Raw genomic sequence first — 23705 nt, 5'->3', positions numbered from 1 at the left:
TGATGAAGTCCGATGTTCCGGGTGCCGACGTGAGCGGTGCCGAGCCCGTGCTGAGAGTGCGCGATGCGAGCGGCGCCCAGCCTGTGCTGAGTGTGCGCGACCTGACCGTCACCTTCGCCGATCCGCGCGGTGGTGCGCCCGTGACCGCCGTCCAGGGACTCTCCTTCGACCTCGGCCCGGGTGAAGTCCTGGGCCTGGTCGGAGAGTCGGGCTCCGGCAAGTCGACCGTCGGCCTCGCCGTCCTCGGCCTGCACGACCCGCGCACCACCACCGTCACCGGGTCGATCCGGCTGGGCGGGCAGGAGTTGGTGGGCGCCGGGGAGGACACGCTGCGCGGTGTACGGGGCGGCCGGGCCGCACTGGTCTTCCAGGACGCGCTCACCTCGCTCAGCCCCTTTCACGGCGTCGGCGCCCAACTCGCCGAGATGTACCGACTGCACCACCCCGGGACGGGCCGCGCCGAGGCCCGTCGACGGGCGGCCGAGATGCTCGACCGGGTCGGCATCCCGACGGCCCGGGTGCGCGACTACCCGCACCAGTTCTCGGGCGGGATGCGCCAGCGCGTGATGATCGCGATGGCGCTGATGAACGATCCGCAGCTGCTGATCGCCGACGAGCCGACCACCGCCCTGGACGCCCGCGTCCAGCGGCAAATCCTCGACCTGCTGGGCGAGTTGCAGCGCGAGCACGGCACCGCCGTGCTGCTGGTCAGCCACGACCTGGGCGTCGTCGCCGGGACGACGGACCGCACGCTGGTGCTGCGCGGCGGCGTCCGGATCGAGTCCGCGCCGACCGCCGAACTGCTGACCGTGCCGCGCGAGCCGTACACCCGGGCACTCGTGGGGGCCACGCTCCCACTGGACTCCGTACCGGGCATGTCGCTGCCGACAGTTGATGGTCCGTCACCCTCGCGGGCGTACCGGCCGAGGGTCGTCGAGCGACCCGAGCGATGGCTGGTCGAGGTGGAGGACCTCACCGTGCACTTCCCCGGGCGACGGCGCCTCCCCGGAAGGCGCCGCTTCCCCGGAGGGTGGCGCCTCCCCGACCTGCGGGCCGAGCCGGTCCGGGCGGTCGAGGGCGTCAGCCTGCGGATCGCGCCCGGCGAGACGGTCGGGCTGGTCGGCGAGTCCGGCTCCGGCAAGTCCACCACCTCGCGGGTCCTGGCCGGCCTTCAACGGCCGACCAGCGGAAGGGTGTTGTACGACGGCCTGGACGTCACCCGCCCGGACCGGGAGCTGCGGCACCGGCTCGGCCGCGAGATCCAGTTGGTCTTCCAGGACCCGTACGCCTCGCTCAACCCGCGCCGTACCGTCGCCCAGACCCTCGACACCCCGCTGCGCCTGCACACCCCGCTGACCCCGGCCGAACGGCGGGAGCGGTCCGCCGAGTTGCTGGAGCAGGTCGGACTGAACGCCGTACACCTGGACCGCTACCCGCACGAATTCTCCGGCGGGCAGCGCCAACGGATCGGCATCGCCCGGGCCCTGGCCCCGCAGCCGCGCCTGATCATCGCGGACGAACCGGTCTCGGCACTCGACGTGTCGGTGCAGGCACAGGTGCTCAACCTGCTGATGGAGCTGCGCGAACGCCTCGGCGTGGCCTTCCTGTTCGTCTCGCACGACCTCGCCGTGGTCCGGCACTTCTGCGACCGGGTGGCGGTCATGCACCGGGGCCGGCTGGTGGAGTCCACCGACCGGGACCGGCTGTTCGCCGCGCCGCACACCGAGTACACCCGGGAGCTGCTGGCGGCGGTGCACTGAGGCGGGGTGGGGCGGGCGGTCCGCGCGGGCCGGTTCCTCGCGGGCGGGGTTCCTCGCCGACGGCTCACGCGGGCGGCCCGCCCGGGCGGCTTCGCTCGCGGGGTCAGCGCGGGTCGTCGGGGAGGAGCGCGTAGAGGTACATGTCGCGGCGCTCCCCGCCGATCGTGCGGTGGGAGCGCAACAGGCCCTCGCGGCGGAAGCCGGTCCGCTCGGCGGCGCGCAGCGATCCGGTGTTCCACGGCTCGATGGACAGCTCCAGCCGGGCCAGGCCCAGTTCGTCCAGCGCCCAGTCGGCGACGGCCCGCAGCGCGTGGCCCGCCACGCCCCCGCCGCGCGCCGAGGGAGCCGTCCAGTAGCCGATCGAGGCACGGTCGTCGGGCTGCGGGAACAGGCCGACGAAGCCCACGGCCCGGTCCGGCGCCTCTGCCCCGTCCGCTTCTGCCCCGCCGCCCGCCCCTCCCCCGTCCGCCTGGCAGGCGACCGCGAAGGAGCAGCCGGCGCCGTCGGCGGCCTTCGCCCACTGCCGCTCGACGAAGGCCCGCCCGGCCGCCTCGTCGTACGCGGCCGGAACGGTGGTGACCAGCGGGATGTACGGGTCGGCGGCGGCCTCCCGGATGACCGGCAGGTCGGTGAGGCGCCAGGGGCGCAGGGTGAAGGGGCCGGCGGAAAGGGTTGGCACGATCAGGGGCGGGCGGTTCATGATCGAAGCCTGTCAGGTCCGATCAAAGAGGTGTAGCGAATATGTCCACCAGCAACCAGGCACCCGTGGACACGGAGCTCGTCGAGGCAGCCCAGGAGGTGGCGCGGCGGTACGCGCGGGGCGACAACCACACCGTGGCGGCCGCCGGGCGCAATGCCGACGGGCGGATCGTCACCGCCCTGAACGCCTACCACTTCACCGGCGGGCCCTGCGCGGAGCTGGTGCTCATCGGGGCGGCGGCCGGGCAGGGGGCGTACGAGCTCACCACCGTCGTGGCGGTCGGCGACCGGGAGCGCGGGGTGATCCCGCCGTGCGGGCGCTGCCGCCAGGCGCTGCTGGACTACTTCCCGCAGGTGCGGATCATCGTCGGGCAGGGGTCCGAGCTGCGCACCGTACCGGTGCTGGACCTGCTGCCGGAGACGTACGTCTGGGCCGACCACCAGGAGGACTGACCACCAGGGGGGATGGCCCCAGGAGAACTGACCACCCGGAGGATTGAGGGCACGCTTAGCAGGCCGGCACTCGGGTGCGCGGGGGAATCAGCAGCCGGTCACCCGCATGTGCGAACCGGCGGCGGGCTTTCCGGATACGGCCGACGGCGCTCAGTAACGTGCGGCGGAACGGTCCACGCAGCACGCCCACCGACTTCGCCGCGCCCGGCGACCCCCGCCAGGTCGTCGCCAGCCTTCACCGGTGCCAGATGACCCGCTCCCACCACCCCTGATCCCACCGACCGCGCTCGCGCAGGCATTCGCCCTTCGTTCTGCTGCGCGATTCCGGCTCAAGGCGTTAGCGTGCAGGCGATGTGACATAGCAGACGTAGGAATCGCCAGCCCGAGGGGGCACATTGTCGGACGACCTGCTCAACGCGAAGATTCACCACGGTTTCGATCACCTCGACGCCGACGGCGACGGCCTGCTCACCGAACGGGACCACGTCCTGATGGGCCACTCGGTGGCCCGCTCGCTCGGCCACCAGGAGGGCTCGGAGGCGGAAGCCGTCATCGTCCGCGCCTACCTGACGATCTGGCACGACCTCCACCTCGCGCGACTGCCCGCCGGCACCGAGGCGATCACCCGCGAGCAGTTCACCGCCTCGACCGGCTCGCTCGCCGACGACCCCGAGGCCGCCCGGGACATCCTCGGCGCGCTCGCCGAGGCCTTCCTCGCCGTCGCCGACGCCGACCACAGCGGAACCGTGGACGCGGGCGAGTTCTTCGTCTTCCAGCGCGGCCACTTCGCCGGCCTCGGCCGCGACGACGCCGACGAAGCCTTCCGCCACCTCGACACCGACGGCGACGGCGTGCTGTCCGCGGCCGAGTTCACCAACGCGATCATCGAGTACTGGACCAGCCGCGACCCGGACGCACCCGGCAACTGGTGGACAGGCAAGCCCCCGCACGGCTTCTGAGCCGGACTTACGGACGGGACGGAGCGAAGGATCGTCCCGGTCAGGCGGCCGGGACGATCCGCTCGACGATGGTGTCGACCAGCGCCGCGAGGCCGTCGACGCCCAACACCTCGGGCAGGGTGAGGTGTTCGATGATCAGGCCGGTCATGGCGAGGTAGAGCACGATGACGGCCTCCCGGTCGCCGGGGAGGCCCTCGCCCAGGTGGTAGGCGATGTTGGCCTCCAGGTCGTCCCGGATGGTGCGGGTGAGCTGGGCCCGCAGGTCCGGGCGGCGGGTGGCCTCCAGACGCAGCTCGAGCATCGCGAGGTAGCCGGCCCGGTCGGCGCTGACGCGGCGGATCAGCTCGTGCATCAGGGCCGTGACCAGGGCGCGGTCGCGGGGGGCGCGCATCAGCTCGTCGATGATCGCCGGGTCCGGGATGATCCGGTGGTGGATGTGCCGGGCGGTCTGGTGGAGCAGGTGGTCCCGGCTGGCGAAGTAGTTGGAGGCCGTGCCCTTGGGGACGCCGGCCTGGACGTCGACCGCGCGGAAGGTGAGGCCGCGGGCGCCCTCGTGGGCGAGGACCTCGATGGCGGCGTCGGCGAGGGCGGTGCGGCGGGCGGGGTTCTGGACCATGGGCCGATTCTGCCTCCTGCGGACTTCCGGGACTCGGGGCGGTACCGGATCGGGGCGACATGGGCTCGAGGAGCCGGTTTCAGGAGATTCCTTGTTTCAGGAACCCCTTGATTTCAGGAGACCCCTGGCAACCACTACGACCGGAGTACTATAATTGTCGTGGTTCATGGAGCAGGCCTGGACGGCCCGCGCCGCGTCCCGATCCCGTTCATCGATCCCGAGGACCTGAATGCGCAAGCTCAGCTACTTCGTCGGCACCACCATCGACGGCTTCATCGCAGCCCCGAACGGTGACTTCGACTTCTTCATGCCGCACCTCACCGAGGACTTCGCCCCGACGCTCTTCACCGAGTACCCGGAGACCATCCCCACCCCCGGCCGCACGGCGGTCGGCATCGCGGAGGCACCCAACAAGCGCTTCGACACCGTGCTCCAGGGGCGCGGCAGCTACGACGTCGGGCTGGCCGTCGGCCTCACCAGCCCGTACGCCCACCTGCGGCAGATCGTCTTCTCCCGCACCCTGGAGTCGAGCCCGGACCCCGCGGTGGAGGTCACCGCCGAGGACCCGCTGAGCGTCGTCCGCCGGCTCAAGCAGGAGGACGGGCTCGGCATCTGGCTCTGCGGGGGCGCCGACCTGGCCGGCCGGCTGCTGCCCGAGATCGACGAACTGATCATCAAGCAGTACCCGGTGGTGGCCGGGTCGGGCATCCCGCTGTTCCGCACGGGCTTCGAACCGCGCACCTTCACGCTCACCGACAGCCGGGTCTTCGAGCGTGGGAACGTCATCCTCACCTACGCCCGGACGACACCTTCGACGGACGCGAACGCGCAGGACGCGCAGGACGCCCCGGGCGCGCAGAACGCCGCGGCCGCCGGCTGACGCTCACCACCAGGCAGACGCCCGCGACCACGATCGCCCCGCCCGCCAGGGTGGGGCCGGTCAGCGGCTCGGCCAGGATCAGCCAGCCCAGCAGCACCGCGACCACCGGGTTCACGTACGCGTACGTGCCGACCAGCGTCAGCGGGGCGGAGCGCAGCAGCCAGGCGTACGCGGTGAAGGCGACCAGCGAGCCGAACACCACCAGGTAGGCGAGGGCCAGCCAGGACCGGCCGGAGACGGTCGCCAGGTCCAGCCCGTGCTGCTCACCGCGGACCAGTCCGATCAGCAGATCGCAGAGGCCGCCGGCCAGCATCTGGTACGCGCTCGCGGCGAGCACGTTGCCCGGCAGCGGGATCTTCTTGCTCGCGAAGGAGCCGGCCGACCAGAGCAGCGTGGCGCAGATGATCAGGATCACGCCGAGCGGCTTGATGGACCCACCGATCGCCGGGGCCGACAGCACACCGAGGCCGACCAGCCCGAGCAGCACACCGGCGAGCTCGGCGGGCTTCGGACGCTCACCGCCGAAGGCCGTCAGCACCACCATCCACAGCGGGACGGCCGCCACCAGCAGAGCGGCCAGGCCGGAGGGCACGGAGGTCTCGCCCAGGACCACCAGTCCGTTGCCACCGGTCAGCAGCAGCACGCCGACCAGGGCGGCGGAGGCCAGCTGGCGTCCGCTCACCTTCAGCCCGGCCGGGCCCTGGCGCACCAGCAGGTAGCCGGCCAGCAGGAGGCCCGCGGTGAGGAAACGGGCGGCGGCGGAGAGGAACGAGGGCATCGTCTCCACAGCGATCCGGATCGCCAGGTAGGTCGAGCCCCAGACGACGTAGACGACGGCGAGGGCCAGCCAGACCGCGCCGCCGAGGCGGGCGGCGGGGCGGGCGTCGCCGAGCGGGGACGGGCTGGTGGAGGGGGTGGTGGAGGGTGTTGTGGTGGACAGGCTGGTGGAAGGCGTGGCGGGGGCGGGACCGGGGGCGGTGGCTGGTTGGGATGAAGCGGGCGATGTCATGTGTGTCCCCCTTGGACGGTGCTGGCCGAACATCCGATATGACAGCGCATCGACGACCTGGTGCGCCAGTCGGTATCACGAATCGGACCGGAGGACGTACCGTGGGCGCTCCCCAGCCAGGAGGTCGAACCCGTGTCCGAGTCCGAGGAGGACCTGCCCTTCTTCGTCTACGGCACCCTGCGCAGCGGCGGCCGCAACCACGCTGCGCACCTGGCCGGACGCTGTGCCGACGTCCGCCCGGCGGTACTGGACGGCGCCGCGCTGCACGCGGGCCCCGGCTTCCCGTACGCGGTGCTCGACGCGACGCCCGGACGCCGGATCACGGGTGAGCTGGTCACCGTACGCCCGGGCGCGTACGCCGGAGCACTCGCGGCCCTGGACCTGCTGGAGGAGTGCCGCGCGGACGGGACCGGGCTGTACGTGCGGCGGCGGATGGCGGTGCGGACGGCGGCGGGTGAGCCGCGGGACGCGTGGGTCTACCTTGCCGGGCCGGCCGCCGAGGCGCGACTGCGCGAGCGGCCGGCGCTGATCGAGTCGGGGGACTGGGCGGACAGGTGACGGCTGACGGGGGCGGCTGACGGCTGACGGCTGACGGCTGACGGGGGCGGCTGACGGCTGACGGCTGACGGCTGACGGCTGACGGCTGACGGGGGCGGCGAATAACTGACAGCGGACAGAGTTCAGCGAACAGAGTTTGAAATCTGTCATCTGTCATCTGTCCCCTGTGAGATCCGGCCCGGACCTCCCGGATACCGCCAGGTAGGCTGCCCCGGCCAGCATGATCGCTGGATCCCCAGGATCGAACGGACGAGGAGCCACCGGTGCCCGAGCTGCCACCCCCGATCACCGTCGTCGGGATCGGGGCCGACGGCTGGCCCGGCCTCGCCGCCACCTCCCGGGCCGCCCTGCGGGACGCCGAGGTGGTCGTCGGCGGCCCCCGCCAGCTGGACCTGCTCCCCGACGACGAGGTCACCGCCGAGCGCGTCCCCTGGCCGTCCCCGTTGCGCCCGGCCGTCCCCGGCCTGCTCGCCGCCCACGCCGACCGCCGCGTCGCCGTCCTGGCCAGCGGCGACCCCATGTTCTTCGGCATCGGCCGCACCCTCGCCGAGACCGTCGGCGTCGAGCGGCTGCGCGTCCTGCCGCACCCCTCCGCCGTCTCCTACGCCTGCGCCCGGCTCGGCTGGCCGCTGGAGGCGACCGAGGTGGTCAGTCTGGTCGGCCGCCCACTGGACACCCTCGCGCTCGCCCTTCACCCCGGCCGCCGCCTGCTGGTGCTCAGCGCCGACGCCGCGACCCCGGCCGCCGTCGCCGCGCTGCTCACCGAGCGCGGCTACGGCACCGCCCGGCTTCGTGTCCTCGAGAAGCTCGGCCACCCGCGCGCGCGGCAGCTCGACGGCCCCGCCGACGGCTGGCCGCACCTGCCCGGCGACCCGCTGAACCTGATCGCCGTCGAACTCGGCGACGGCCCCCGCAGCTCCCTCGTCCCCGGGCTGCCCGACGCCGCGTTCGAGAGCGACGGCCAGCTCACCAAGCGCCACGTCCGCGCCGCGACCCTCGCCACGCTCGCCCCCTCCCCCGGCGAGCTGCTCTGGGACGTCGGCGGCGGCTCGGGCTCGATCGCCGTCGAGTGGCTGCGCGCCCACCGCGACTGCCGGGCCGTCAGCGTCGAGCGGGACCCGGTGCGCGCCGAGCGGATCGCCCGCAACGCCGCCGCGCTGGGCGTGCCCCGGCTGCGCGTGGTGACCGGCCCCGCCCCCGCCGCGCTCACCGGACTCCCCACGCCCGACGCCGTGTTCATCGGCGGCGGCCTCACCGTGCCCGGCCTGCTGGACAGTTGCTGGGCCGCACTGCGCCCGGGCGGCCGGCTGGTCGCCAATACCGTGACCCTGGAGTCCGAGGCGCTGCTCACCGAGTGGTACCGACGCCACGGCGGCGAACTCGTCAAGCTGGCCGTCGCCCACGCCGTCCCGGTGGGCGGCTTCACCGGGTGGCGCCAGGCCATGCCGGTCACCCAGTGGTCCGCCGTCAAGACCGACACCCCCCAGGAGGACGCCTCGTGACCGTCTACTTCATCGGAGCCGGCCCGGGTGCCGCCGACCTGATCACCCTGCGCGGCCAGCGCATCCTGGCCCGCACCGAGGTCTGCCTGTTCGCCGGCAGCCTGGTGCCGCGCGAGCTGCTGGACGAGTGCCCGCCCGGCGCCCGGCTCGTCGACACCGCCCACATGACGCTGGACCTGATCATCGACGAGATGTCCCGCGCCCACCGCGAAGGCAAGGACGTGGCCCGGCTGCACTCCGGTGACCCGTCCGTCTTCTCCGCCGTCGCCGAGCAGATGCGCCGCCTGGACGCGGTGGGCATCCCGTACGAGGTGGTCCCCGGCGTGCCCGCGTTCGCCGCCGCCGCGGCCGCGCTGAAGCGGGAGTTGACCGTGCCGACCGTCGGCCAGACCGTCATCCTCACCCGGATCGCCAAGCGCGCCACCCCGATGCCCGAGGGTGAGGACCTCGCCACCCTCGGCCGCAGCGGCGCCCTGCTGGTGCTGCACCTGGCCGCCGGATACGTGGACGACGTGGTCGAGCAACTGCTCCCCCACTACGGCGCCGACTGCCCGGCCGCCGTCGTCGCGATGGCCAGCCGTCCGGACGAGCTGGTGCTGCGCGGCACCGTCGGCGACATCGCCGAGCAGGTCAAGGCGGCGGGCGTGGTCCGCACCGCCGTCATCCTCGTCGGCCGGACGCTGGCCGCCGAGCACTTCCGCGACAGCCACCTCTACTCGGCGGACCGTGAACGCCCGCACGAGCCCTGCGGGTCCTGATGCGCCACCTGCTCATCCTCGGCGGGACGACGGAGGGGCGGACGCTGGCCGCCGCCCTCGACGGCCGCCCGTCCCTGCGGGTCACCAGCTCGCTGGCCGGTCGGGTCGCCCAACCCCGGCTGCCCGCCGGGGAGGTGCGGATCGGCGGCTTCGGCGGCCCGGACGGCCTGGCCGCCTGGCTGCGCGCCGAGCGGGTGGATGCCGTCGTCGACGCCACCCATCCGTTCGCCGCCGGCATCTCGCGGAACGCGGCCCTCGCGGCCTCCGCCACCGGCGTGCCGCTGCTGGTGCTGCGCCGCCCCGGCTTCACCCCCGTCGACGGGGACCGTTGGCTCCCCGTCCCCTCGCTCGACGCGGCGGCCGAACTGCTGCCGCGGCACGGGGAGCGGGTCTTCCTCACCACCGGACGCCAGGGCCTCGCCGCCTTCGCCCACCTCGACGGGGTCCACTTCCTCGCCCGCTCGGTCGACCCGCCCGAGCCACCGCTGCCGCCGTCCTTCGAAGTCCTGCTGGACCGCGGCCCGTTCACGCTCGACGGCGAACGGGCGCTACTGCGCGAGCACCGCATCGACGTCCTGGTCACCAAGGACAGCGGCGGCGCCGCGACCGCCCCCAAGCTGACCGCCGCCCGCGAACTGCGCCTGCCCGTCATCATCGTGGAGCGTCCGCCGGTGCCGGACGGCGTGCCGGTCGTGCCGGACGTCGAGGGCGCGGTGCGCCGGCTGGAACAGCTGGGCCTGGAGCCGCCGGGCTGAGTCCGGTCCGTGAAATTGCCGGGCGGTCCCGCCGACCGCCCCGGCAGGATGGCCTGATGAGCGACGACCAGCGCACCCCGACCCCGCGTACCTCCGACGAACGCACCACCCTGACAGGCTTCCTGGACCACCAGCGCGACACCCTCGCGATGAAGTGCGCGGGCCTGACGACCGAGCAGCTCCGTGCCCGGGTGCTGGAACCCTCCGGGCTCTCGCTGCTCGGCCTGGTCCGGCACCTCGCCGAGGTGGAGCGCAGCTGGTTCCGCAACGTCTTCAACGACGAAGCCAGGCCCGGTTTCTGGAAGAACCCCGACGGCACGTTCGCCGAGTTCGACACCGAAACCGCCGACCCGGACGAGGCCTTCGCGATCTGGCGCCGCGAGTGCGACCACTCCCGGGAACTCGTCGCCGCCGCGGAGTCGTTGGACGTCCTGGGCCGCCACGGCGAGGAAGTCTTCTCGCTGCGCTGGATCCTCACCCACATGATCGAGGAGTACGCCCGCCACAACGGCCACGCCGACCTCCTCCGCGAACACCTCGACGGCACCACCGGCGAGTAGCACCCGCGAGTAGCACCGGCGGCTGGCACCGGAGCCTGGCGGCGCCAGAGGGAGCAGGGATGCGGACCCGCCAGAAGGAACGCGATCCGGCTGGTTCGAGAACGGCGGTCGCCCTGGGCGCCGAACAACCCGGTGTTCGTGGAGTACCTGAACACCGGGTTGGACGTGGCCATCCTGCTGACCGGACTCAACGGGTGGGGCCTGTCAGCAGGATGACGGTCTATCAGATATTTCGAATATCTCAGATGTCGCGGAAGGTCTCGATCTGGGCGCCGATCGAGTTGAGGCGCTCGGCGAGGTCCTCGTAACCGCGGTTGATGACGTAGACGTTGCGCAGGACCGAGGTGCCCTGGGCGGCGAGCATCGCGAGGAGGATGACGACGGCGGGGCGCAGCGCCGGGGGGCACATCATCTCGGCGGCGCGCCAGCGGGTGGGGCCCTGGACCAGCACGCGGTGCGGGTCCAGGAGCTTGACGTCCGCGCCGAGGCGGGTCAGCTCGGTGAGGTAGATCGCGCGGTTGTCGTAGACCCAGTCGTGGATCATCGTGGTGCCGTGGGCGGCCGCGGCGATGGCGGCGAAGAACGGCACGTTGTCGATGTTGATGCCGGGGAACGGCATCGGGTGGATGGTGTCGATCGGGGCGGTCAGCTTGGAGGGGCGCACCGTGAGGTCGACCAGGCGGGTGTGGCCGTTGTGGGCCCGGTACTCCGGGGTGCGGTCGTAGTCGAGGCCCATGCCCTCGAGCACGGCGAGCTCGATCTCCAGGAACTCGATCGGCACCCGGCGGATCGTCAGCTCGGAGGAGGTGACGACGGCGGCGGCGAGCAGGCTCATCGCCTCCACCGGGTCCTCGGCCGGGGTGTAGTCGACGTCGCAGGTGATCTGCGGGACGCCGTGCACGGTGAGGGTGGTGGTGCCGATGCCCTCGATCCTGACGCCCAGCTTCTCGAGGAAGAAGCAGAGGTCCTGGACCATGTAGTTGGGCGAGGCGTTGCGGATGACGCTCACGCCGTCGTGCCGCGCGGCGGCGAGCAGGGCGTTCTCGGTGACGGTGTCCCCGCGCTCGGTCAGGACGATCGGGCGGTCCAGCGGGGCGCCCGGCTCGACCGAGGCGTGGTAGGCGCCGCCGGTGGTGGCGACCTCCAGGCCGAAGCGGCGCAGCGCGGTCAGGTGCGGCTGGACGGTGCGGGTGCCGAGGTCGCAGCCGCCCGCGTACGGGATGGCGAAGTGCTGGGCGCGGTGCATCAGCGGGCCAAGGAACATCAGCACGCTGCGGGTGCGGCGGGCGGCCTCGACGTCCATCGCGGCGAGGTCCAGCTCGGCGGGCGGGGTGAGTTCGAGGTCGCGGCCGTCGTTGATCCAGCGGCTCTTGACGCCGATGCTGGTGAGCACCTCGAGGATGCGGTAGACCTCTTCGATCCGGGCGACGCTGCGGATCGTGGTGCGGCCGGTGGTCAGCAGCGAGGCGCAGAGGATCGCGACGCAGGCGTTCTTGCTGCTGCGGACGTCGATGGCGCCGGAGAGGCGGGTGCCGCCGGCGACCCGCAGGTGCATCGGGCCGGAGTAGCCGAGGGAGACGATCTCGCTGTCGAGGGCTTCGCCGATGCGGGCGATCATCTCAAGGCTGACGTTCTGCTTGCCCTGTTCGATGCGGTTGACCGCGCTCTGGCTGGTACCGAGTGCCTCTCCGAGCTGCGCCTGGGACCAGCCGCGGTGCTGGCGCGCGGTACGGATGAGGGTGCCGATTCGGGTGAGATAGTCGCCTGTCACTCGCCAGACCATATCTCATGGCTGAGATGACGATGGAACCGATGGACGGTGCGGCGCTCCTTTTGTCCGTTTCCCTCCCTGTATGGCCGTCAGATCTTCACATCACCACGTGGTGTCGTCACGCTCCCGTGACAGTCGTGACAATGTCACGGGCCCGGCGGCATCACAGCCCGCGGCATGACGGCCCGGCGGCATCACGGCCCCAGTGGCTCCGCCCGGCCGACGACGGTGCCCGCGCGGTCGATGCAGATGACGTCCACCGCGACCGGCGAGCCCCGCAGCACGCCGAGCGCCGTCGCCCGGGCCGCCTCCGCGACCAGGTCCCCGAGCGGAACCCCGGCCGCGCGGCACAGCTGCACCGCCTCCAGACCCGTGTTGGCCGCCGCCACCGCCTTCGCCAGCGCCTCGTCCGCCCCACCCCGCCGGGCCAGTTCGGCCAGGTACCCCTTGTCCACCTGGGAGCGCGCGGAGTGCAGGTCGAGGTGGCCGGCCGCGAGCTTGGACAGCTTGGCGAAGCCGCCCGCAATGGTCAGCCGGGGCACCGGGTGGCGCTTCAGGTACTTGAGCACGGCGCCGGCGAAGTCGCCCATGTCCAGCAGCGCGTCCTCGGGCAGCCCGTGCACCGCGACCGCGACCTTCTCCGAGGTCGACCCGGTGCAGCCGGCCACGTGCGTGCGCCCCGCCGCCCGGGCCACGTCCACGCCGCGGCGGATGGAGTCGATCCAGGCCGAGCAGGAGTAGGGGACGACGATCCCGGTGGTCCCGAGGATCGACAGGCCGCCGAGGATGCCGAGCCGCGGGTTCCAGGTCGAGCGGGCGATCTCCTCGCCGTGGTCGACGGAGATCTCGACCACCACGTCCCCGCTGCCGCCGTGCTCGGCGGCCACCTCGGCGACGGCGTCCCGGATCATCTGCCGGGGCACCGGGTTGATCGCCGGCTCGCCGACGGGCAGCGGCAGGCCGGCCTTGGTGACCGTCCCCACCCCCGGGCCGGCCCGGAACACCACCCCGGCACCGGGCCGGCCGGCCCGTACGGTCGAACGGATCAGTGCACCGTGGGTGACGTCGGGGTCGTCGCCGGCGTCCTTGACCACTCCGGCCATGGCACTCCCACCCGCGGCGAGCTCCTCGGCGGTCGGCCCCCCGTCCAGTTCCTCGGCGGCGAGGGCGAAGGCGGGCCGCTGGCCCTTGGGCAGGGTGATGACCACGGGGTCGGGGAACTCGCCGGTGAGCAGCGCGGTGTACGCGGCCTTGGTGGCGGCGGTGGCGCAGGCGCCCGTCGTCCAGCCGTGCCGCAGGCCGCTGCTCTTCAGCTGACCTGCCCGGCCTCCCGCCCCGGCTTCCGCCTGGGCTGCGCCTTCGGCTCCCGCTGCGGCCACCTGCGCCTCGCTTCCGACGGCGCCCGCGCCGTCCGTCCTGCTTCCCGGGCGGCCGGTCCGGCCGCCGCCGCCGATTTTCCCCCATTCGCCCGGGCGGGGCCCGACCGGGGTGGCCCGTGGCACCCCGGGGCGGGGGCGCCGGGAAGCCGGTGTGCGAGCTACGCGGGAGCCGTTGTCCCGCGTTCCCGAAGTGTTCTCCGCACGGGTCTCGCTCCCTGGGCCTACCAGTGAGTAATCTGGCGGTCCGCCAGAAGCGGGGTCATGACACGTGGGTCCGGTGATCGGGTAGTCCGCCCGGCCGGGCCATCAGTATGTGGGGGTTTTTTGTGGCAGGGATGAGTCGGCGTACGTTCCTCACGGGTACGTCGGTGGCCGCCGCGTGGTCCGCCTTGTCGCTGGGCGGCGCACAGTTCGCCTCCGCAGCGACGCGCGACCAGGCGCTGGCGACCACGGCCGCGCGGGCGGTCAAGGTCACCGGGACCACGCTGGAGCAGGTGGCCACGCCGGTCGGCACCGGCGGCTACAAGCGGCTGACGGCCGGGCCGGGCTGGCCGCTGGTGGTCCGCGGCGACCTGGCGGCGGCGGGCACCGGACGGGACGACCGCCGCACCGGGCTGGCCAGCTTCGTCCAGTTCAGCGACCTGCACCTGGTGGACACCGAGTCCCCGGTGCGCTTCGAGTACCTGGCCCGGTACAACGGCAGCGCCTACCGGCCGCAGGAGGCCCTGAACGCCCGCGGCGTCTCGGCCCTCGTCGAGCGGGTCAACTCGCTCGCCACCGGCCCCTACACCGGCATGCCGTTCAGCATGGTGATGGCCACCGGTGACAACACCGACAACCACGAGCTCGCCGAACTCGACTGGTACCTCAAGGTCATGGGCGGTGGCCGACTGGCCCAGAACACCGGTGACCCGAACCGCTACGAGGGCGTCCAGAACTCCGGCAACGCGGCGTACTGGAACCCCGAACTCGCCTACAGCGACGGCTACAAGGCCAAGGGCTTCCCGCTGGTGCCCGGCTTCCTCTCCGCCGCCGGCCGCCCCTTCGACGCGCCCGGCCTGCGTACGCCCTGGTACACGACGGTCGGCAACCACGACGACAGCATCGAGGGCACGCTGCCGGACCTCGGGCTGCTCAACGACCTCTACACCGGCCAGTACAAGCTGGAGGGCTGCGACGACGCGACGGCCGCCCAGCTGACGGACTCGCTGCGCCGCGACCCGGCGGGCGCCGTGCTGCTGCTCGCCAAGCTGATCGCCGACGGCGAGGCGGTGCGCCGGATCACCCCGGACGAGCGCCGCAAGCCGTTCACCCTCAAGGAGTTCGCCAAGGCCCACCTGAACCCGGCGGTCACCGGCGCGGGCCCGTTCGGGCACGGCTTCACCTCGGACATGGTGAGCAGCGGCAAGCTCTACTACACCTTCCGCATCTCGGAGAAGGTGGTCGGCATCAGCCTGGACACCACCAACCAGGCCGGGTTCGCCGACGGTTCGCTGGGCACCGCGCAACTGCGCTGGCTGGAGCAGCAGCTGCAGGCGCACAGCGGGCACTGGTACGACGCCGACGGGCGCCGGGTGACGGGCGGCAGCACGGACGACGTGATCATGCTCTTCAGCCACCACACCAGTACCTCGATGGGCAACCTGCTGCCGGACCCGCGCAACATCTTCGAGCGGCGGCACGACGGCAACGAGCTGGTGACGCTGCTGCAGCGCTACCCGAACGTCGTCGCGTGGGTGAACGGGCACACTCACATGAACAAGATCACGCCGCACGGCCACGCGGTGCCGGAGCGGGCGTTCTGGGAGATCAACACCGCCTCGCACATCGACTACCCGCAGCACGGCCGGATCATCGAGGTCGTGGACAACGGGGACGGCACGCTCTCGCTGTTCACCACGCTGATCGAGTCCTCCGCGCCGTACACGACGGACTTCGGCGGCACCTCGGACGCCAACCTCGCGGCGCTCTACCGCGAGCTGTCGTACAACGACCCGAACGGGCGGCCGACGGCGCTGCTGGGCGCGGGCGAGGACCACAACACGGAGCTGCTGATAGCCAAGCCGACCCGCTGACGGCCGGCAGACAACGGCTGGCGGGCAACGGCTGACGGCTGACAGGCAACAGCAAACAGAGGACAGCTGACAGATGATGAAATCTGTCAGCTGTCCTCTGTCATTCGTCCGCCGTCACCCCTCCGGGTATCGCCGGGGCGTCCAGACGACCTCCACGCCGCCGCCCCGCTCGACCGCCTGGGTCTGCGAGGAGCCGATCAGCAGGATCGTCCGCATGTCGACCAGCGCCGGATCCAGCTCGCCGAGCCGGACGATCCGCACCCGCTCGGTCAGCCCGCCGACGTCGCGCGCCATGACCACCGGGGTCTCCGGCGCCCGGTACTCCAGCAGCAGGTCACGGGCGAGGCCGACCTGGGTGGTGCGGGACTGCGAGCCCGGGTTGTACAGCGCGAGCACCAGGTCCGCCCCGGCGGCGGCGCGCAGCCGCTTGGCCACCACGTCCCAGGGCTTGAGCCGGTCCGAGAGCGACACCACCGCGTAGTCGTGCCCGAGCGGGGCACCGGCCCGGGAGGCGGCCGCGTGGGCGGCGGTCATCCCCGGCAGGATCCGCACCGGGACGTCCCGGTAGTCCTCCTCGCAGGCGACCTCCAGCACGGCGGTGGCCATCGCGAACACGCCCGGATCGCCCGAGGAGACCACCGCGACCCGGTGCCCGCGCCGGGCGAGGTCCAGGGCGTACTCGGCGCGCTCCGACTCCACCTTGTTGTCCGAGCCGTGCCGCCGCTGCCCGGGGCGCTCCGGCACCCGGGCCAGGTAGGTGGTGTAGCCGACCAGGTCGGTGGCCTCGGCCAGCGCGCCGCGCGCCTCGGGGGTGAGCCAGAGCGGTCCGGCCGGCCCGGTGCCGACGACGGTCACGCTGCCCACGCCGTCCGACAGCCGGACCTCGGGCTCCAGCGGCGCGACCTTGCTCGGCAGCACCGCGACCGAGAAGTACGGCACCGTCTCGCCGTCGATCTCCGCGAGCGGCGCGATGCGCTCCCCCGCCATGAAGGCCCGCTCGACGTACTGGGCGTCCGCCAGCCTCCCGGCCCGTTCCAGGGCCCGGCGGACGGTCGGGAAGGTGCGCCCCAGCTTCATGATCACGGCGGAGTCTGCCGACGCGATCCGCGCCGTCAGTTCCTCCTCGGGCAGCGTGCCGGGGATGACGGTGAGCGTCTCGTCGGCTTCGGTCAGCGGCTGTCCGAGCCGGGCCGCCGCCGCGCTGACCGAGGTCACGCCGGGCACGACCTCGGTCGGGTAGCGGTGCGCGAGGCGCTTGTGCATGTGCTGGTACGAGCCGTAGAAGAGCGGGTCGCCCTCGGCGAGGACGACGACGTCGCGCCCGGCGTCCAGGTGGGCGGCCAGCCGGGCGGCGGCCTCCTCGTAGAAGTCGTCCAGCGCGCCCCGGTAGCCGCCGGGGTGATCGGTGGTCTCGACGGTGAGCGGGTAGACCAGCTTCTCCTCGATCTGACCGCCCGTCAGGTAGCGTTCGGCGATCGAGCGTGCGATGGACCGGCCGTGCCGGGCGCTGTGGTACGCCACCACGTCGGCCTTGCCGATGAGTTCGGCGGCGCGGACGGTCACCAGCGACGGGTCGCCGGGGCCGAGTCCGACGCCGTACAGCCGTCCGGCCGCAGCCTTCTGATGATCCGTCACTCTTCTTCGCTCGCAATCGCGTTGATGGCACCGGCCGCGATCGCGCTGCCGCCGCGCCGGCCACGCACCACCAGGTGCTCCAGGCCGGACGGGTGCTCGGCCAGGGCCTGCTTGGACTCGGCGGCGCCGATGAAGCCGACCGGGACGCCGATCACCGCGGCCGGGCGCGGCGCGCCCGCCTCGATCATCTCCAGCAGCCGGAACAGCGAGGTCGGCGCGTTGCCGACGGCGACCACAGCGCCCTCCAGCCGGGGCAGCCACAGCTCCATGGCCGCGGCGCTGCGGGTGTTGCCCATCTTCCGGGCGAGTTCGGGCACCGACGGGTCGGTGAGAGTGCAGATCACCTCGTTGTCGGCGGGCAGCCGCTTGCGGGTCACCCCGCTCGCGACCATGTTGACGTCGCAGAGGATCGGCGCACCGGCGTGCAGCGCGGCGCGCGCGGAGGCGACCACGCCGGGCGAGTACACCAGGTCCTCGACCAGGTCGACCATCCCGCAGGCGTGGATCATCCGCACCGCGACCTGGGAGACGTCCGCCGGGAGGGCGGCCAGATCGGCCTCCGCGCGGATGGTGGCAAAGGACTGGCGGTAGATGGACGCGCCGTCCTTCTCGTACTCGATCACTTCGTGGTCCTCCTGGCCTCGGCGACCGCCTCGGCCATCTCCTCGTTCGACACGTCGTTCGTCAGGTCGTTCGTCACGGCATTCGTCACGTCGTTCGTCACGGCATTCGTCACGGCATTCGTCACGGCATTCGTCACGCCGTTCGTCACGGCGTTCGCCACGTCACCGACCGTGGGGCCGACCGTGGGGGCGGCCGCCGGTCCTTTCACCGTCACCCGGTAGCCGTGCCCGGTGGCGAGCACGTCCACCCACCGCCCGGCCGGGTGGCCGCAGCGCCGTTCACAGCCCGACCAGTGCACGGGCAGCGCGCCGGACCCCGCGCCGCCGCCCGCGGGCCAGGGGCCGGCGTCCAGCGCCCGGGCCGCGTCCGAGCGGACGTCGGCGAGCGACTTGGCGCACCCCGGCAGCCCGGTGCAGGCGGTGGCCCGCTCCCAGGGCGAGCCCGGCTCGGTACGGAACCCGGCCTCGGCGAGCGCGGGCAGCAGGTCGGCGGGCGCGCCGGGCAGGACCACGCCACGCCAGGGCGTCAGCCGCAACCCACCGGACGACGCGGACGACGCGGACGACGCGGACACCGAAGCCGACGCGTCCGCCGAAGCCGAGGCAGCCGCGGCCAGCGCCCGCCACTGCGCGGCGCTCGCACGGCCGAAGCGCAGGCCCACCGAGAGCCCGCCGGGGTGCGCGCCGACGGCGGGCGCCGTACCGGCGAAGGCGGGCAGCGGCACCGAGCCGGCCGGCAGCAGGTCGGGCACCTCGCGCAGGTGCCAGGCCTGGCGTCCGCTCGTCCGCAGCGCGTCCAGGAAGGAGCGGGCCGCGTCCAGCACGGCCGTCACCTCCTGTCCGGCCCGGACCGGGTGCCCGTGGCTCGACCGCCCGAGGCGCAGCACGGTGGGCCGCTCCGAAGCGGCGGCCCGCGAGCCTGCGATCAATGTCACATCGGCGTCGAGCGCGGCGACGTCGCCCCGCCCGTCGTCCAGCGCGAACAGGAACTTGCCGGAGAGCCCGGCCGCCCAGTCGCTCGCGCACAGCCGCGCGTCCAGTTCCCGCACCCAGGCCTGGACATCGGCGACATCGGCTACATCGGCAGAAGGTGCAGAAGGTGCGGAAGGTGCGGAACCGGTGGCGTCCAGCCCGGCCAGCGGCGAGGCGACGATGTTGCGGACCCGTTCGTGGGTGTCCGAGGGCAGCAGGCCGACGGCGCGCAGCCGTTCGGCGAGGTCCGCCGCGCACTGCGAAGCCAGGCCGCGCAGTTGGACGTTGCCGCGCGAGGTGGTCTCCAATTCCCCGTCGCCCAGGGCCTCGGCGGCCTCGGCCAGCGCGAGCGCCTGACGGACCGTCAGCAGGCCGCCGGGCAGGCGGATCCGGGCCAGGGCGCCGTCGTCGGCCGGGTGCAGACGCAGCGCCCCGGGGCAGGCGTCCGCGCGCCCCCGGTCGGGCACCTCCCGGTCGGGCACGGCGGCGCCCGGCGCGGTGGCGTCGGGTGTCGGTGGCATGGCGGCGAGCATACAGATGATCCGATCGGTTGCCTCCGTCCGTTGCATCACACTCCGGCGCACCCGACGCGTGCGCCCGGCGGGCGTCCCGGGCAGTGCGAGCCCATGCGCCGGTCGGCCCGGAGTGCGCGACCGAAAGCTCACTCTCCCCCAGCTCAGCCGCACCCCGTACGATGCTGGGCGGACGGTCCTGGCGGACCGTCCGCACGCCAGCGACGGCGCAGGGGAGGAAACCGGTGCAAGCCCGGTGCGGTCCCGCCACTGTGACCGCGGTTCACCGGGAAACCGGTCGGCCGCGGGAGCCAGGAACTCCTGCCGTCCTCCACCGGCCCGGGGCGCGGACCCCGAGGAAGGCAGAAATGCACCAGCGCTGTCGCATGCCCGCGCACGCGTCCACGGCCGTCAGCACGGCCGCCCCGGCCGTCACCACGGCCGACCCTGCCGTCAGTACGACGGCTCCGGCCCGCATCCAGGCCGTCCCGGCCGACTTCACGGCCGTCCTGGCCACCCTCGAGGCCGGGAGGGCCTTCTCATGATCCTGCTGCTGTCGACGTCCGACACCGACCTGCTCAGTGCCCGCGCTTCCGAGGGCCCGGTGCGCTACCGGCTCGGCAACCCGGCCCGGCTCACCCCCGAGGACCTGCCCGCGCTGCTGGAGGGCACCGACCTCGTCGTGGTCCGCCTGCTCGGCGGGCGCCGTGCCTGGCAGGAGGGCCTGGACGCGCTGCTGGCCGGCCCCCGCCCGGTGGTGGTGCTGACCGGTGAGCAGGCCCCCGACGCCCAGCTGATGGAGCTGTCCACCGTCCCGGCCGGCATCGCCGCCGAGGCGCACGCCTACCTCGCCCACGGCGGCGCGGCCAACCTGGCCGAGCTGGGCGCCTTCCTCTCCGACACGGTCCTGCTGACCGGCCACGGCTTCGCCCCGCCCGCCTCCGCGCCGGCCTGGGGCCCGCTGGAGCGCGAGGCCCGTACGTCCGAGGGTCCGACGGTCGCAGTGCTCTACTACCGCGCCCACCACATGAGCGGCAACACCGCCTTCGTGGAGACACTCTGCCGGGCCGTCGAGGACCAGGGCGCCCGGGCCAAGGCCTACTACTGCGCCTCGCTGCGCGGCGCCGAGCCCGAGCTGCTGGCCGCGCTCGGCGAGGCCGACGCGATCGTCACCACCGTGCTCGCCGCCGGCGGCACCCGCCCGGCCGACGCGCAGGCCGGCGGCGACGAGGAGGCCTGGGACGCGGGCGCGCTCGCCGCACTGGACCGCCCGATCCTGCAGGCGCTCTGCCTGACCTGGTCCCGCGCCCAGTGGGAGAGCAGCGACGACGGCCTGTCCCCGCTGGACACCGCCACCCAGATCGCCGTGCCGGAGTTCGACGGCCGCCTGATCACCGTCCCGTTCTCCTTCAAGGAACTGGACGAGGACGGCCTGACCGTCTACGCCGCCGACCCGGAGCGCGCCGCCCGGGTGGCCGGCACCGCCGTCAGCCACGCCCGGCTGCGGTACGTCCCGGCCGCCGAGCGCCGCCTCGCGCTGGTGCTGTCCGCGTACCCGACCAAGCACGCCCGGGTCGGCAACGCCGTCGGCCTGGACACCCCCGCCAGCGCCGTCCGCCTGCTGCACCGGCTGCGCGAGGAGGGCATGGACCTCGGGGACAGCCTGCCCGGCCTGGACGAGGGCACCGAGGAGGGCCACGAGGGCGACGCGATCATCCACGCCCTGATCGCAGCCGGCGGCTACGACCAGGACTGGCTCACCGAGGACCAGCTGGCCCGCAACCCGGTGCGCATCCCCGCCGCCGACTACCGCCGCTGGTACGCCACCCTCCCCCAGGCCCTGCGCGAGCAGGTCGAGGAGCACTGGGGCCCGGCCCCCGGCGAGTTGTACGTCGACCGCTCGCAGAACCCGGACGGCGACATCGTGCTGGCCGCGATCCGCTCCGGGAACCTGCTGGTCCTGATCCAGCCGCCGCGCGGCTTCGGCGAGAACCCGGTCGCGATCTACCACGACCCCGACCTGCCGCCGAGCCACCACTACCTGGCCGCCTACCGCTGGATCGAGGCCGCGCAGGAGGACGGCGGCTTCGGCGCCCACGCCGTCATCCACCTCGGCAAGCACGGCAACCTGGAGTGGCTGCCCGGCAAGACCGCCGCGCTGTCCGCCGAGTGCGGCCCGGACGCCGTCCTCGGCAACCTCCCGCTGGTCTACCCCTTCCTGGTCAACGACCCGGGCGAGGGCACCCAGGCCAAGCGCCGCGCCCACGCCACGCTGGTCGACCACCTCGTCCCGCCGATGGCCCGCGCCGACTCCTACGGCGACATCGCGCGCCTGGAGCAGCTGCTGGACGAGCACTCCAACATCGCCGCGATGGACCCGGCCAAGCTGCCCGCCATCCGCGCCCAGATCTGGACCCTGATCCAGGCGGCCAAGCTCGACCACGACCTCGGCCTGGACGAGCGCCCCGAGGACGACGGCTTCGACGACTTCCTGCTGCACGTCGACGGCTGGCTCTGCGAGGTCAAGGACGCCCAGATCCGCGACGGCCTGCACGTCCTCGGCCAGGCGCCGACCGGGACCGACCGGGTCAACATCGTGCTCGCCATCCTGCGCGCCCGGCAGATCTGGGGCGGCGTCAGCGCACTGCCCGGCCTGCGCGAGGCGCTCGGCCTGGACGAGGCCGCGCTGACGCTCGGCGCCACCGACGCGGCCGAGGCCGAGGCCCGCGCCCTGGTCGAGGCGATGGAGGCGGCGGACTGGGCGCCCGAGGCGGTCGAGAAGGTCACCGCCGACCTGCCGGAGACCGTCCAGGAGGCCGTCCGGGCGGTGCTGGCCTTCGCCGCCGCCCAGGTGGTGCCGCGCCTGGCCGCGACCACCGACGAGCTGGACGCGGTGCTGCACGCGCTGCAGGGCGGCTTCGTCCCGGCCGGCCCGTCCGGATCGCCGCTGCGCGGCCTGGTCAACGTCCTGCCGACCGGCCGCAACTTCTACTCGGTCGACCCGAAGGCCGTCCCCAGCAAGCTCGCCTGGGAGACCGGCCAGGCGCTCGCCGCCTCGCTGATCGAGCGGTACACCGCCGACAACGACGGCGCCTACCCGCCCTCGGTCGGCCTCTCGCTCTGGGGCACCAGCGCGATGCGCACCGCCGGCGACGACATCGCCGAGGCCTTCGCCCTGCTCGGCGTCCGCCCGGTCTGGGACGAGGCCTCCCGCCGGGTCACCGGCCTGGAGCCGATCCCGCTGGAGGAGCTGGGCCGCCCGCGCATCGACGTGACGCTGCGCATCTCCGGCTTCTTCCGCGACGCCTTCCCGCACGTCGTCGCCCTACTGGACGACGCGGTGCGCCTGGCCGCCGCGCAGGAGGAGGCCGACGAGCAGAACTTCGTCCGGGCCCACGTCCGGGCCGACGTGGCCGTCCACGGCGACGAGCGCAAGGCCACCGTCCGCGTCTTCGGCTCCCGCCCGGGCACGTACGGGGCCGGCCTGCTCCAGCTGATCGACAGCCGGGACTGGCGCACCGACGCCGACCTCGCCGAGGTGTACACCGTCTGGGGCGGCTACGCGTACGGGCGCGGGTTGGACGGGCGGCCGGCCCGCGAGGAGATGGAGACCGCGTACAAGCGGATCACCGTCGCCGCGAAGAACACCGACACCCGCGAGCACGACATCGCCGACTCGGACGACTACTTCCAGTACCACGGCGGCATGGTGGCCACCGTCCGCGCCCTCACCGGCAAGGCGCCGACCGCCTACATCGGCGACTCCACCCGCCCGGAGACGGTCCGCACCCGGACGCTGACCGAGGAGGCCGCCCGCGTCTTCCGTGCCCGCGTGGTCAACCCGCGCTGGATCGAGGCGATGCGCCGGCACGGCTACAAGGGCGCCTTCGAGATGGCCGCGACGGTCGACTACCTGTTCGGCTACGACGCCACCACGGGCGTGGTCGCGGACTGGATGTACGAGAAGCTGACCCAGGAGTACGTGCTCGACCCGGTCAACCGGGAGTTCCTCGCGGGCGCCAACCCGTGGGCGCTGCACGGGATCAGCGAACGCCTGCTGGAGGCGGCGAGCCGCGGGCTGTGGGAGCAGCCGGACCCGGAGCTGATCGCCCAGCTGCAGGCCGCGTTCCTGGAGACCGAGGGGGACCTGGAGGGCGGCGAGGGCGGCGAGGGCTGAGGCCCGCCGTTCCGGCGCCCGTTCGAAAGGTGGGTCGCCACCGCCCTGTTGG

Annotated in this window: 20 protein-coding genes and 1 riboswitch; of the genes, 12 read left to right on the top strand and 8 right to left on the bottom strand. The window is 73.3% G+C overall.

All coding sequences use genetic code 11. The features are described 5' to 3' along the window. Positions 1-2: 2 nt before the first annotated feature. Positions 3-1760, top strand: a complete 1758-nt coding sequence (locus ACZ52R_RS17640; RefSeq protein ID WP_465619920.1) for a dipeptide ABC transporter ATP-binding protein — start codon at positions 3-5, stop codon at positions 1758-1760. A 103-nt stretch (positions 1761-1863) separates the two neighbouring features. Here the strand turns inward: ACZ52R_RS17640 and ACZ52R_RS17635 are convergent, their stop codons facing one another. Then, positions 1864-2460, bottom strand: a complete 597-nt coding sequence (locus ACZ52R_RS17635; protein WP_465619918.1) for a GNAT family N-acetyltransferase — start codon at positions 2458-2460, stop codon at positions 1864-1866. Between the two features lie 41 nt (positions 2461-2501). Here ACZ52R_RS17635 and ACZ52R_RS17630 point away from each other — a divergent pair, with 41 nt between their 5' ends. Continuing rightward, on the top strand, positions 2502-2912 hold the full coding sequence (locus ACZ52R_RS17630) for a cytidine deaminase family protein (RefSeq protein ID WP_360489797.1): 411 nt from the start codon (positions 2502-2504) through the stop codon (positions 2910-2912). Positions 2913-3307: 395 nt separating this feature from the next. Further along, on the top strand, positions 3308-3871 hold the full coding sequence (locus ACZ52R_RS17625; protein WP_465619915.1) for an EF-hand domain-containing protein: 564 nt from the start codon (positions 3308-3310) through the stop codon (positions 3869-3871). 40 nt (positions 3872-3911) lie between these two features. On the opposite strand, the gene ACZ52R_RS17620 is transcribed toward ACZ52R_RS17625, so the two are convergent. Beyond that, positions 3912-4487, bottom strand: a complete 576-nt coding sequence (locus ACZ52R_RS17620) for a TetR/AcrR family transcriptional regulator (protein WP_465619913.1) — start codon at positions 4485-4487, stop codon at positions 3912-3914. Between the two features lie 229 nt (positions 4488-4716). Between ACZ52R_RS17620 and ACZ52R_RS17615 the strand changes: the two genes are divergently transcribed. Then, complete coding sequence (locus ACZ52R_RS17615) at positions 4717-5367, top strand: dihydrofolate reductase family protein (RefSeq protein ID WP_465619911.1); 651 nt, start codon at positions 4717-4719, stop codon at positions 5365-5367. Here the strand turns inward: ACZ52R_RS17615 and ACZ52R_RS17610 are convergent. Further along, the gene (locus ACZ52R_RS17610) at positions 5276-6376 is read right to left on the bottom strand and encodes an EamA family transporter (RefSeq protein WP_465664195.1); all 1101 of its coding nucleotides are present in this window, start codon (positions 6374-6376) and stop codon (positions 5276-5278) included. The two genes, ACZ52R_RS17615 and ACZ52R_RS17610, sit on opposite strands and share 92 nt — an antisense overlap. 132 nt (positions 6377-6508) lie before the next feature. Here ACZ52R_RS17610 and ACZ52R_RS17605 point away from each other — a divergent pair, with 132 nt between their 5' ends. The 5 genes from ACZ52R_RS17605 (at position 6509) to ACZ52R_RS17585 (ending at position 10509) form a co-directional block, all read left to right on the top strand. After that, a complete protein-coding gene (locus tag ACZ52R_RS17605; RefSeq protein WP_465664196.1) occupies positions 6509-6934 on the top strand; it encodes a gamma-glutamylcyclotransferase family protein in 426 nt (141 codons plus the stop codon). Positions 6935-7197: 263 nt separating this feature from the next. Beyond that, positions 7198-8436, top strand: a complete 1239-nt coding sequence (gene cbiE, locus ACZ52R_RS17600) for a precorrin-6y C5,15-methyltransferase (decarboxylating) subunit CbiE (RefSeq protein ID WP_465619906.1) — start codon at positions 7198-7200, stop codon at positions 8434-8436. Continuing rightward, entirely contained in the window at positions 8433-9194 is a 762-nt protein-coding gene (cobM, locus tag ACZ52R_RS17595; RefSeq protein WP_465619904.1) for a precorrin-4 C(11)-methyltransferase, read from the top strand. The genes cbiE and cobM overlap by 4 nt, the downstream gene beginning before the upstream one ends. Further along, on the top strand, positions 9194-9949 hold the full coding sequence (locus ACZ52R_RS17590; RefSeq protein WP_465619902.1) for a cobalt-precorrin-6A reductase: 756 nt from the start codon (positions 9194-9196) through the stop codon (positions 9947-9949). Before cobM ends, ACZ52R_RS17590 begins: the two co-directional genes overlap by 1 nt. 56 nt (positions 9950-10005) lie before the next feature. Next, positions 10006-10509: a DinB family protein gene (locus ACZ52R_RS17585; RefSeq protein WP_465619901.1), complete on the top strand. Its 504-nt coding sequence runs from the start codon at positions 10006-10008 to the stop codon at positions 10507-10509. A gap of 241 nt (positions 10510-10750) precedes the next feature. Here the strand turns inward: ACZ52R_RS17585 and ACZ52R_RS17580 are convergent, their stop codons facing one another. Together ACZ52R_RS17580 and ACZ52R_RS17575 are read right to left on the bottom strand one after the other, a co-directional pair. Further along, positions 10751-12280: a UDP-N-acetylglucosamine 1-carboxyvinyltransferase gene (locus ACZ52R_RS17580; RefSeq protein WP_360489817.1), complete on the bottom strand. Its 1530-nt coding sequence runs from the start codon at positions 12278-12280 to the stop codon at positions 10751-10753. A gap of 194 nt (positions 12281-12474) precedes the next feature. Continuing rightward, a complete protein-coding gene (locus tag ACZ52R_RS17575; protein WP_465619897.1) occupies positions 12475-13659 on the bottom strand; it encodes a cobalt-precorrin-5B (C(1))-methyltransferase in 1185 nt (394 codons plus the stop codon). Positions 13660-13994: 335 nt separating this feature from the next. On the opposite strand from ACZ52R_RS17575, the gene ACZ52R_RS17570 reads away from it, so the two are divergent. After that, positions 13995-15734, top strand: coding sequence for a TIGR03767 family metallophosphoesterase (locus ACZ52R_RS17570; protein ID WP_360489821.1), 1740 nt, complete (start codon positions 13995-13997; stop codon positions 15732-15734). Between the two features lie 114 nt (positions 15735-15848). Here the strand turns inward: ACZ52R_RS17570 and ACZ52R_RS17565 are convergent, their stop codons facing one another. The 3 genes from ACZ52R_RS17565 to ACZ52R_RS17555 are packed head-to-tail and all read right to left on the bottom strand — an operon-like array spanning position 15849 to position 19485. Continuing rightward, positions 15849-17369: a precorrin-2 C(20)-methyltransferase gene (locus tag ACZ52R_RS17565; protein WP_465753697.1), complete on the bottom strand. Its 1521-nt coding sequence runs from the start codon at positions 17367-17369 to the stop codon at positions 15849-15851. Next, positions 17366-17992 carry a precorrin-8X methylmutase gene (locus tag ACZ52R_RS17560; protein WP_360489825.1) on the bottom strand — a complete coding sequence of 209 codons (627 nt, stop codon included), beginning with the start codon at positions 17990-17992 and terminating at the stop codon, positions 17366-17368. Before ACZ52R_RS17560 ends, ACZ52R_RS17565 begins: the two co-directional genes overlap by 4 nt. Next, positions 17989-19485, bottom strand: a complete 1497-nt coding sequence (locus tag ACZ52R_RS17555; RefSeq protein ID WP_465753696.1) for a hypothetical protein — start codon at positions 19483-19485, stop codon at positions 17989-17991. Before ACZ52R_RS17555 ends, ACZ52R_RS17560 begins: the two co-directional genes overlap by 4 nt. A gap of 226 nt (positions 19486-19711) precedes the next feature. Further along, a riboswitch (cobalamin riboswitch) is annotated at positions 19712-19797 on the top strand. A 47-nt stretch (positions 19798-19844) separates the two neighbouring features. On the opposite strand from ACZ52R_RS17555, the gene ACZ52R_RS17550 reads away from it, so the two are divergent. Next, positions 19845-20021 carry a hypothetical protein gene (locus tag ACZ52R_RS17550; RefSeq protein WP_465619891.1) on the top strand — a complete coding sequence of 59 codons (177 nt, stop codon included), beginning with the start codon at positions 19845-19847 and terminating at the stop codon, positions 20019-20021. Beyond that, a complete protein-coding gene (cobN, locus tag ACZ52R_RS17545; protein WP_465619889.1) occupies positions 20018-23653 on the top strand; it encodes a cobaltochelatase subunit CobN in 3636 nt (1211 codons plus the stop codon). Before ACZ52R_RS17550 ends, cobN begins: the two co-directional genes overlap by 4 nt. Positions 23654-23705 lie beyond the last annotated feature (52 nt).

The organism is Kitasatospora sp. NPDC034023 (genome assembly GCF_055575795.1).
Note: the sequence above shows the minus strand (reverse complement) of the source record. Positions and strands in the feature narration are given on the sequence as shown.

What these genes read in the sequence shown, in the direction of transcription:
- ACZ52R_RS17640 (WP_465619920.1), top strand. Translation starts at nt 3, where the DNA reads ATGAAGTCCGATGTTCCGGGTGCCGACGTGAGCGGTGCCGAGCCCGTG.
- ACZ52R_RS17635 (WP_465619918.1), bottom strand. Translation starts at nt 2,460, where the DNA reads ATGAACCGCCCGCCCCTGATCGTGCCAACCCTTTCCGCCGGCCCCTTC.
- ACZ52R_RS17630 (WP_360489797.1), top strand. Translation starts at nt 2,502, where the DNA reads ATGTCCACCAGCAACCAGGCACCCGTGGACACGGAGCTCGTCGAGGCA.
- ACZ52R_RS17620 (WP_465619913.1), bottom strand. Translation starts at nt 4,487, where the DNA reads ATGGTCCAGAACCCCGCCCGCCGCACCGCCCTCGCCGACGCCGCCATC.
- ACZ52R_RS17615 (WP_465619911.1), top strand. Translation starts at nt 4,717, where the DNA reads ATGCGCAAGCTCAGCTACTTCGTCGGCACCACCATCGACGGCTTCATC.
- ACZ52R_RS17610 (WP_465664195.1), bottom strand. Translation starts at nt 6,376, where the DNA reads ATGACATCGCCCGCTTCATCCCAACCAGCCACCGCCCCCGGTCCCGCC.
- ACZ52R_RS17590 (WP_465619902.1), top strand. Translation starts at nt 9,194, where the DNA reads ATGCGCCACCTGCTCATCCTCGGCGGGACGACGGAGGGGCGGACGCTG.
- ACZ52R_RS17585 (WP_465619901.1), top strand. Translation starts at nt 10,006, where the DNA reads ATGAGCGACGACCAGCGCACCCCGACCCCGCGTACCTCCGACGAACGC.
- ACZ52R_RS17570 (WP_360489821.1), top strand. Translation starts at nt 13,995, where the DNA reads ATGAGTCGGCGTACGTTCCTCACGGGTACGTCGGTGGCCGCCGCGTGG.
- ACZ52R_RS17555 (WP_465753696.1), bottom strand. Translation starts at nt 19,485, where the DNA reads ATGCCACCGACACCCGACGCCACCGCGCCGGGCGCCGCCGTGCCCGAC.
- ACZ52R_RS17550 (WP_465619891.1), top strand. Translation starts at nt 19,845, where the DNA reads ATGCACCAGCGCTGTCGCATGCCCGCGCACGCGTCCACGGCCGTCAGC.
- cobN (WP_465619889.1), top strand. Translation starts at nt 20,018, where the DNA reads ATGATCCTGCTGCTGTCGACGTCCGACACCGACCTGCTCAGTGCCCGC.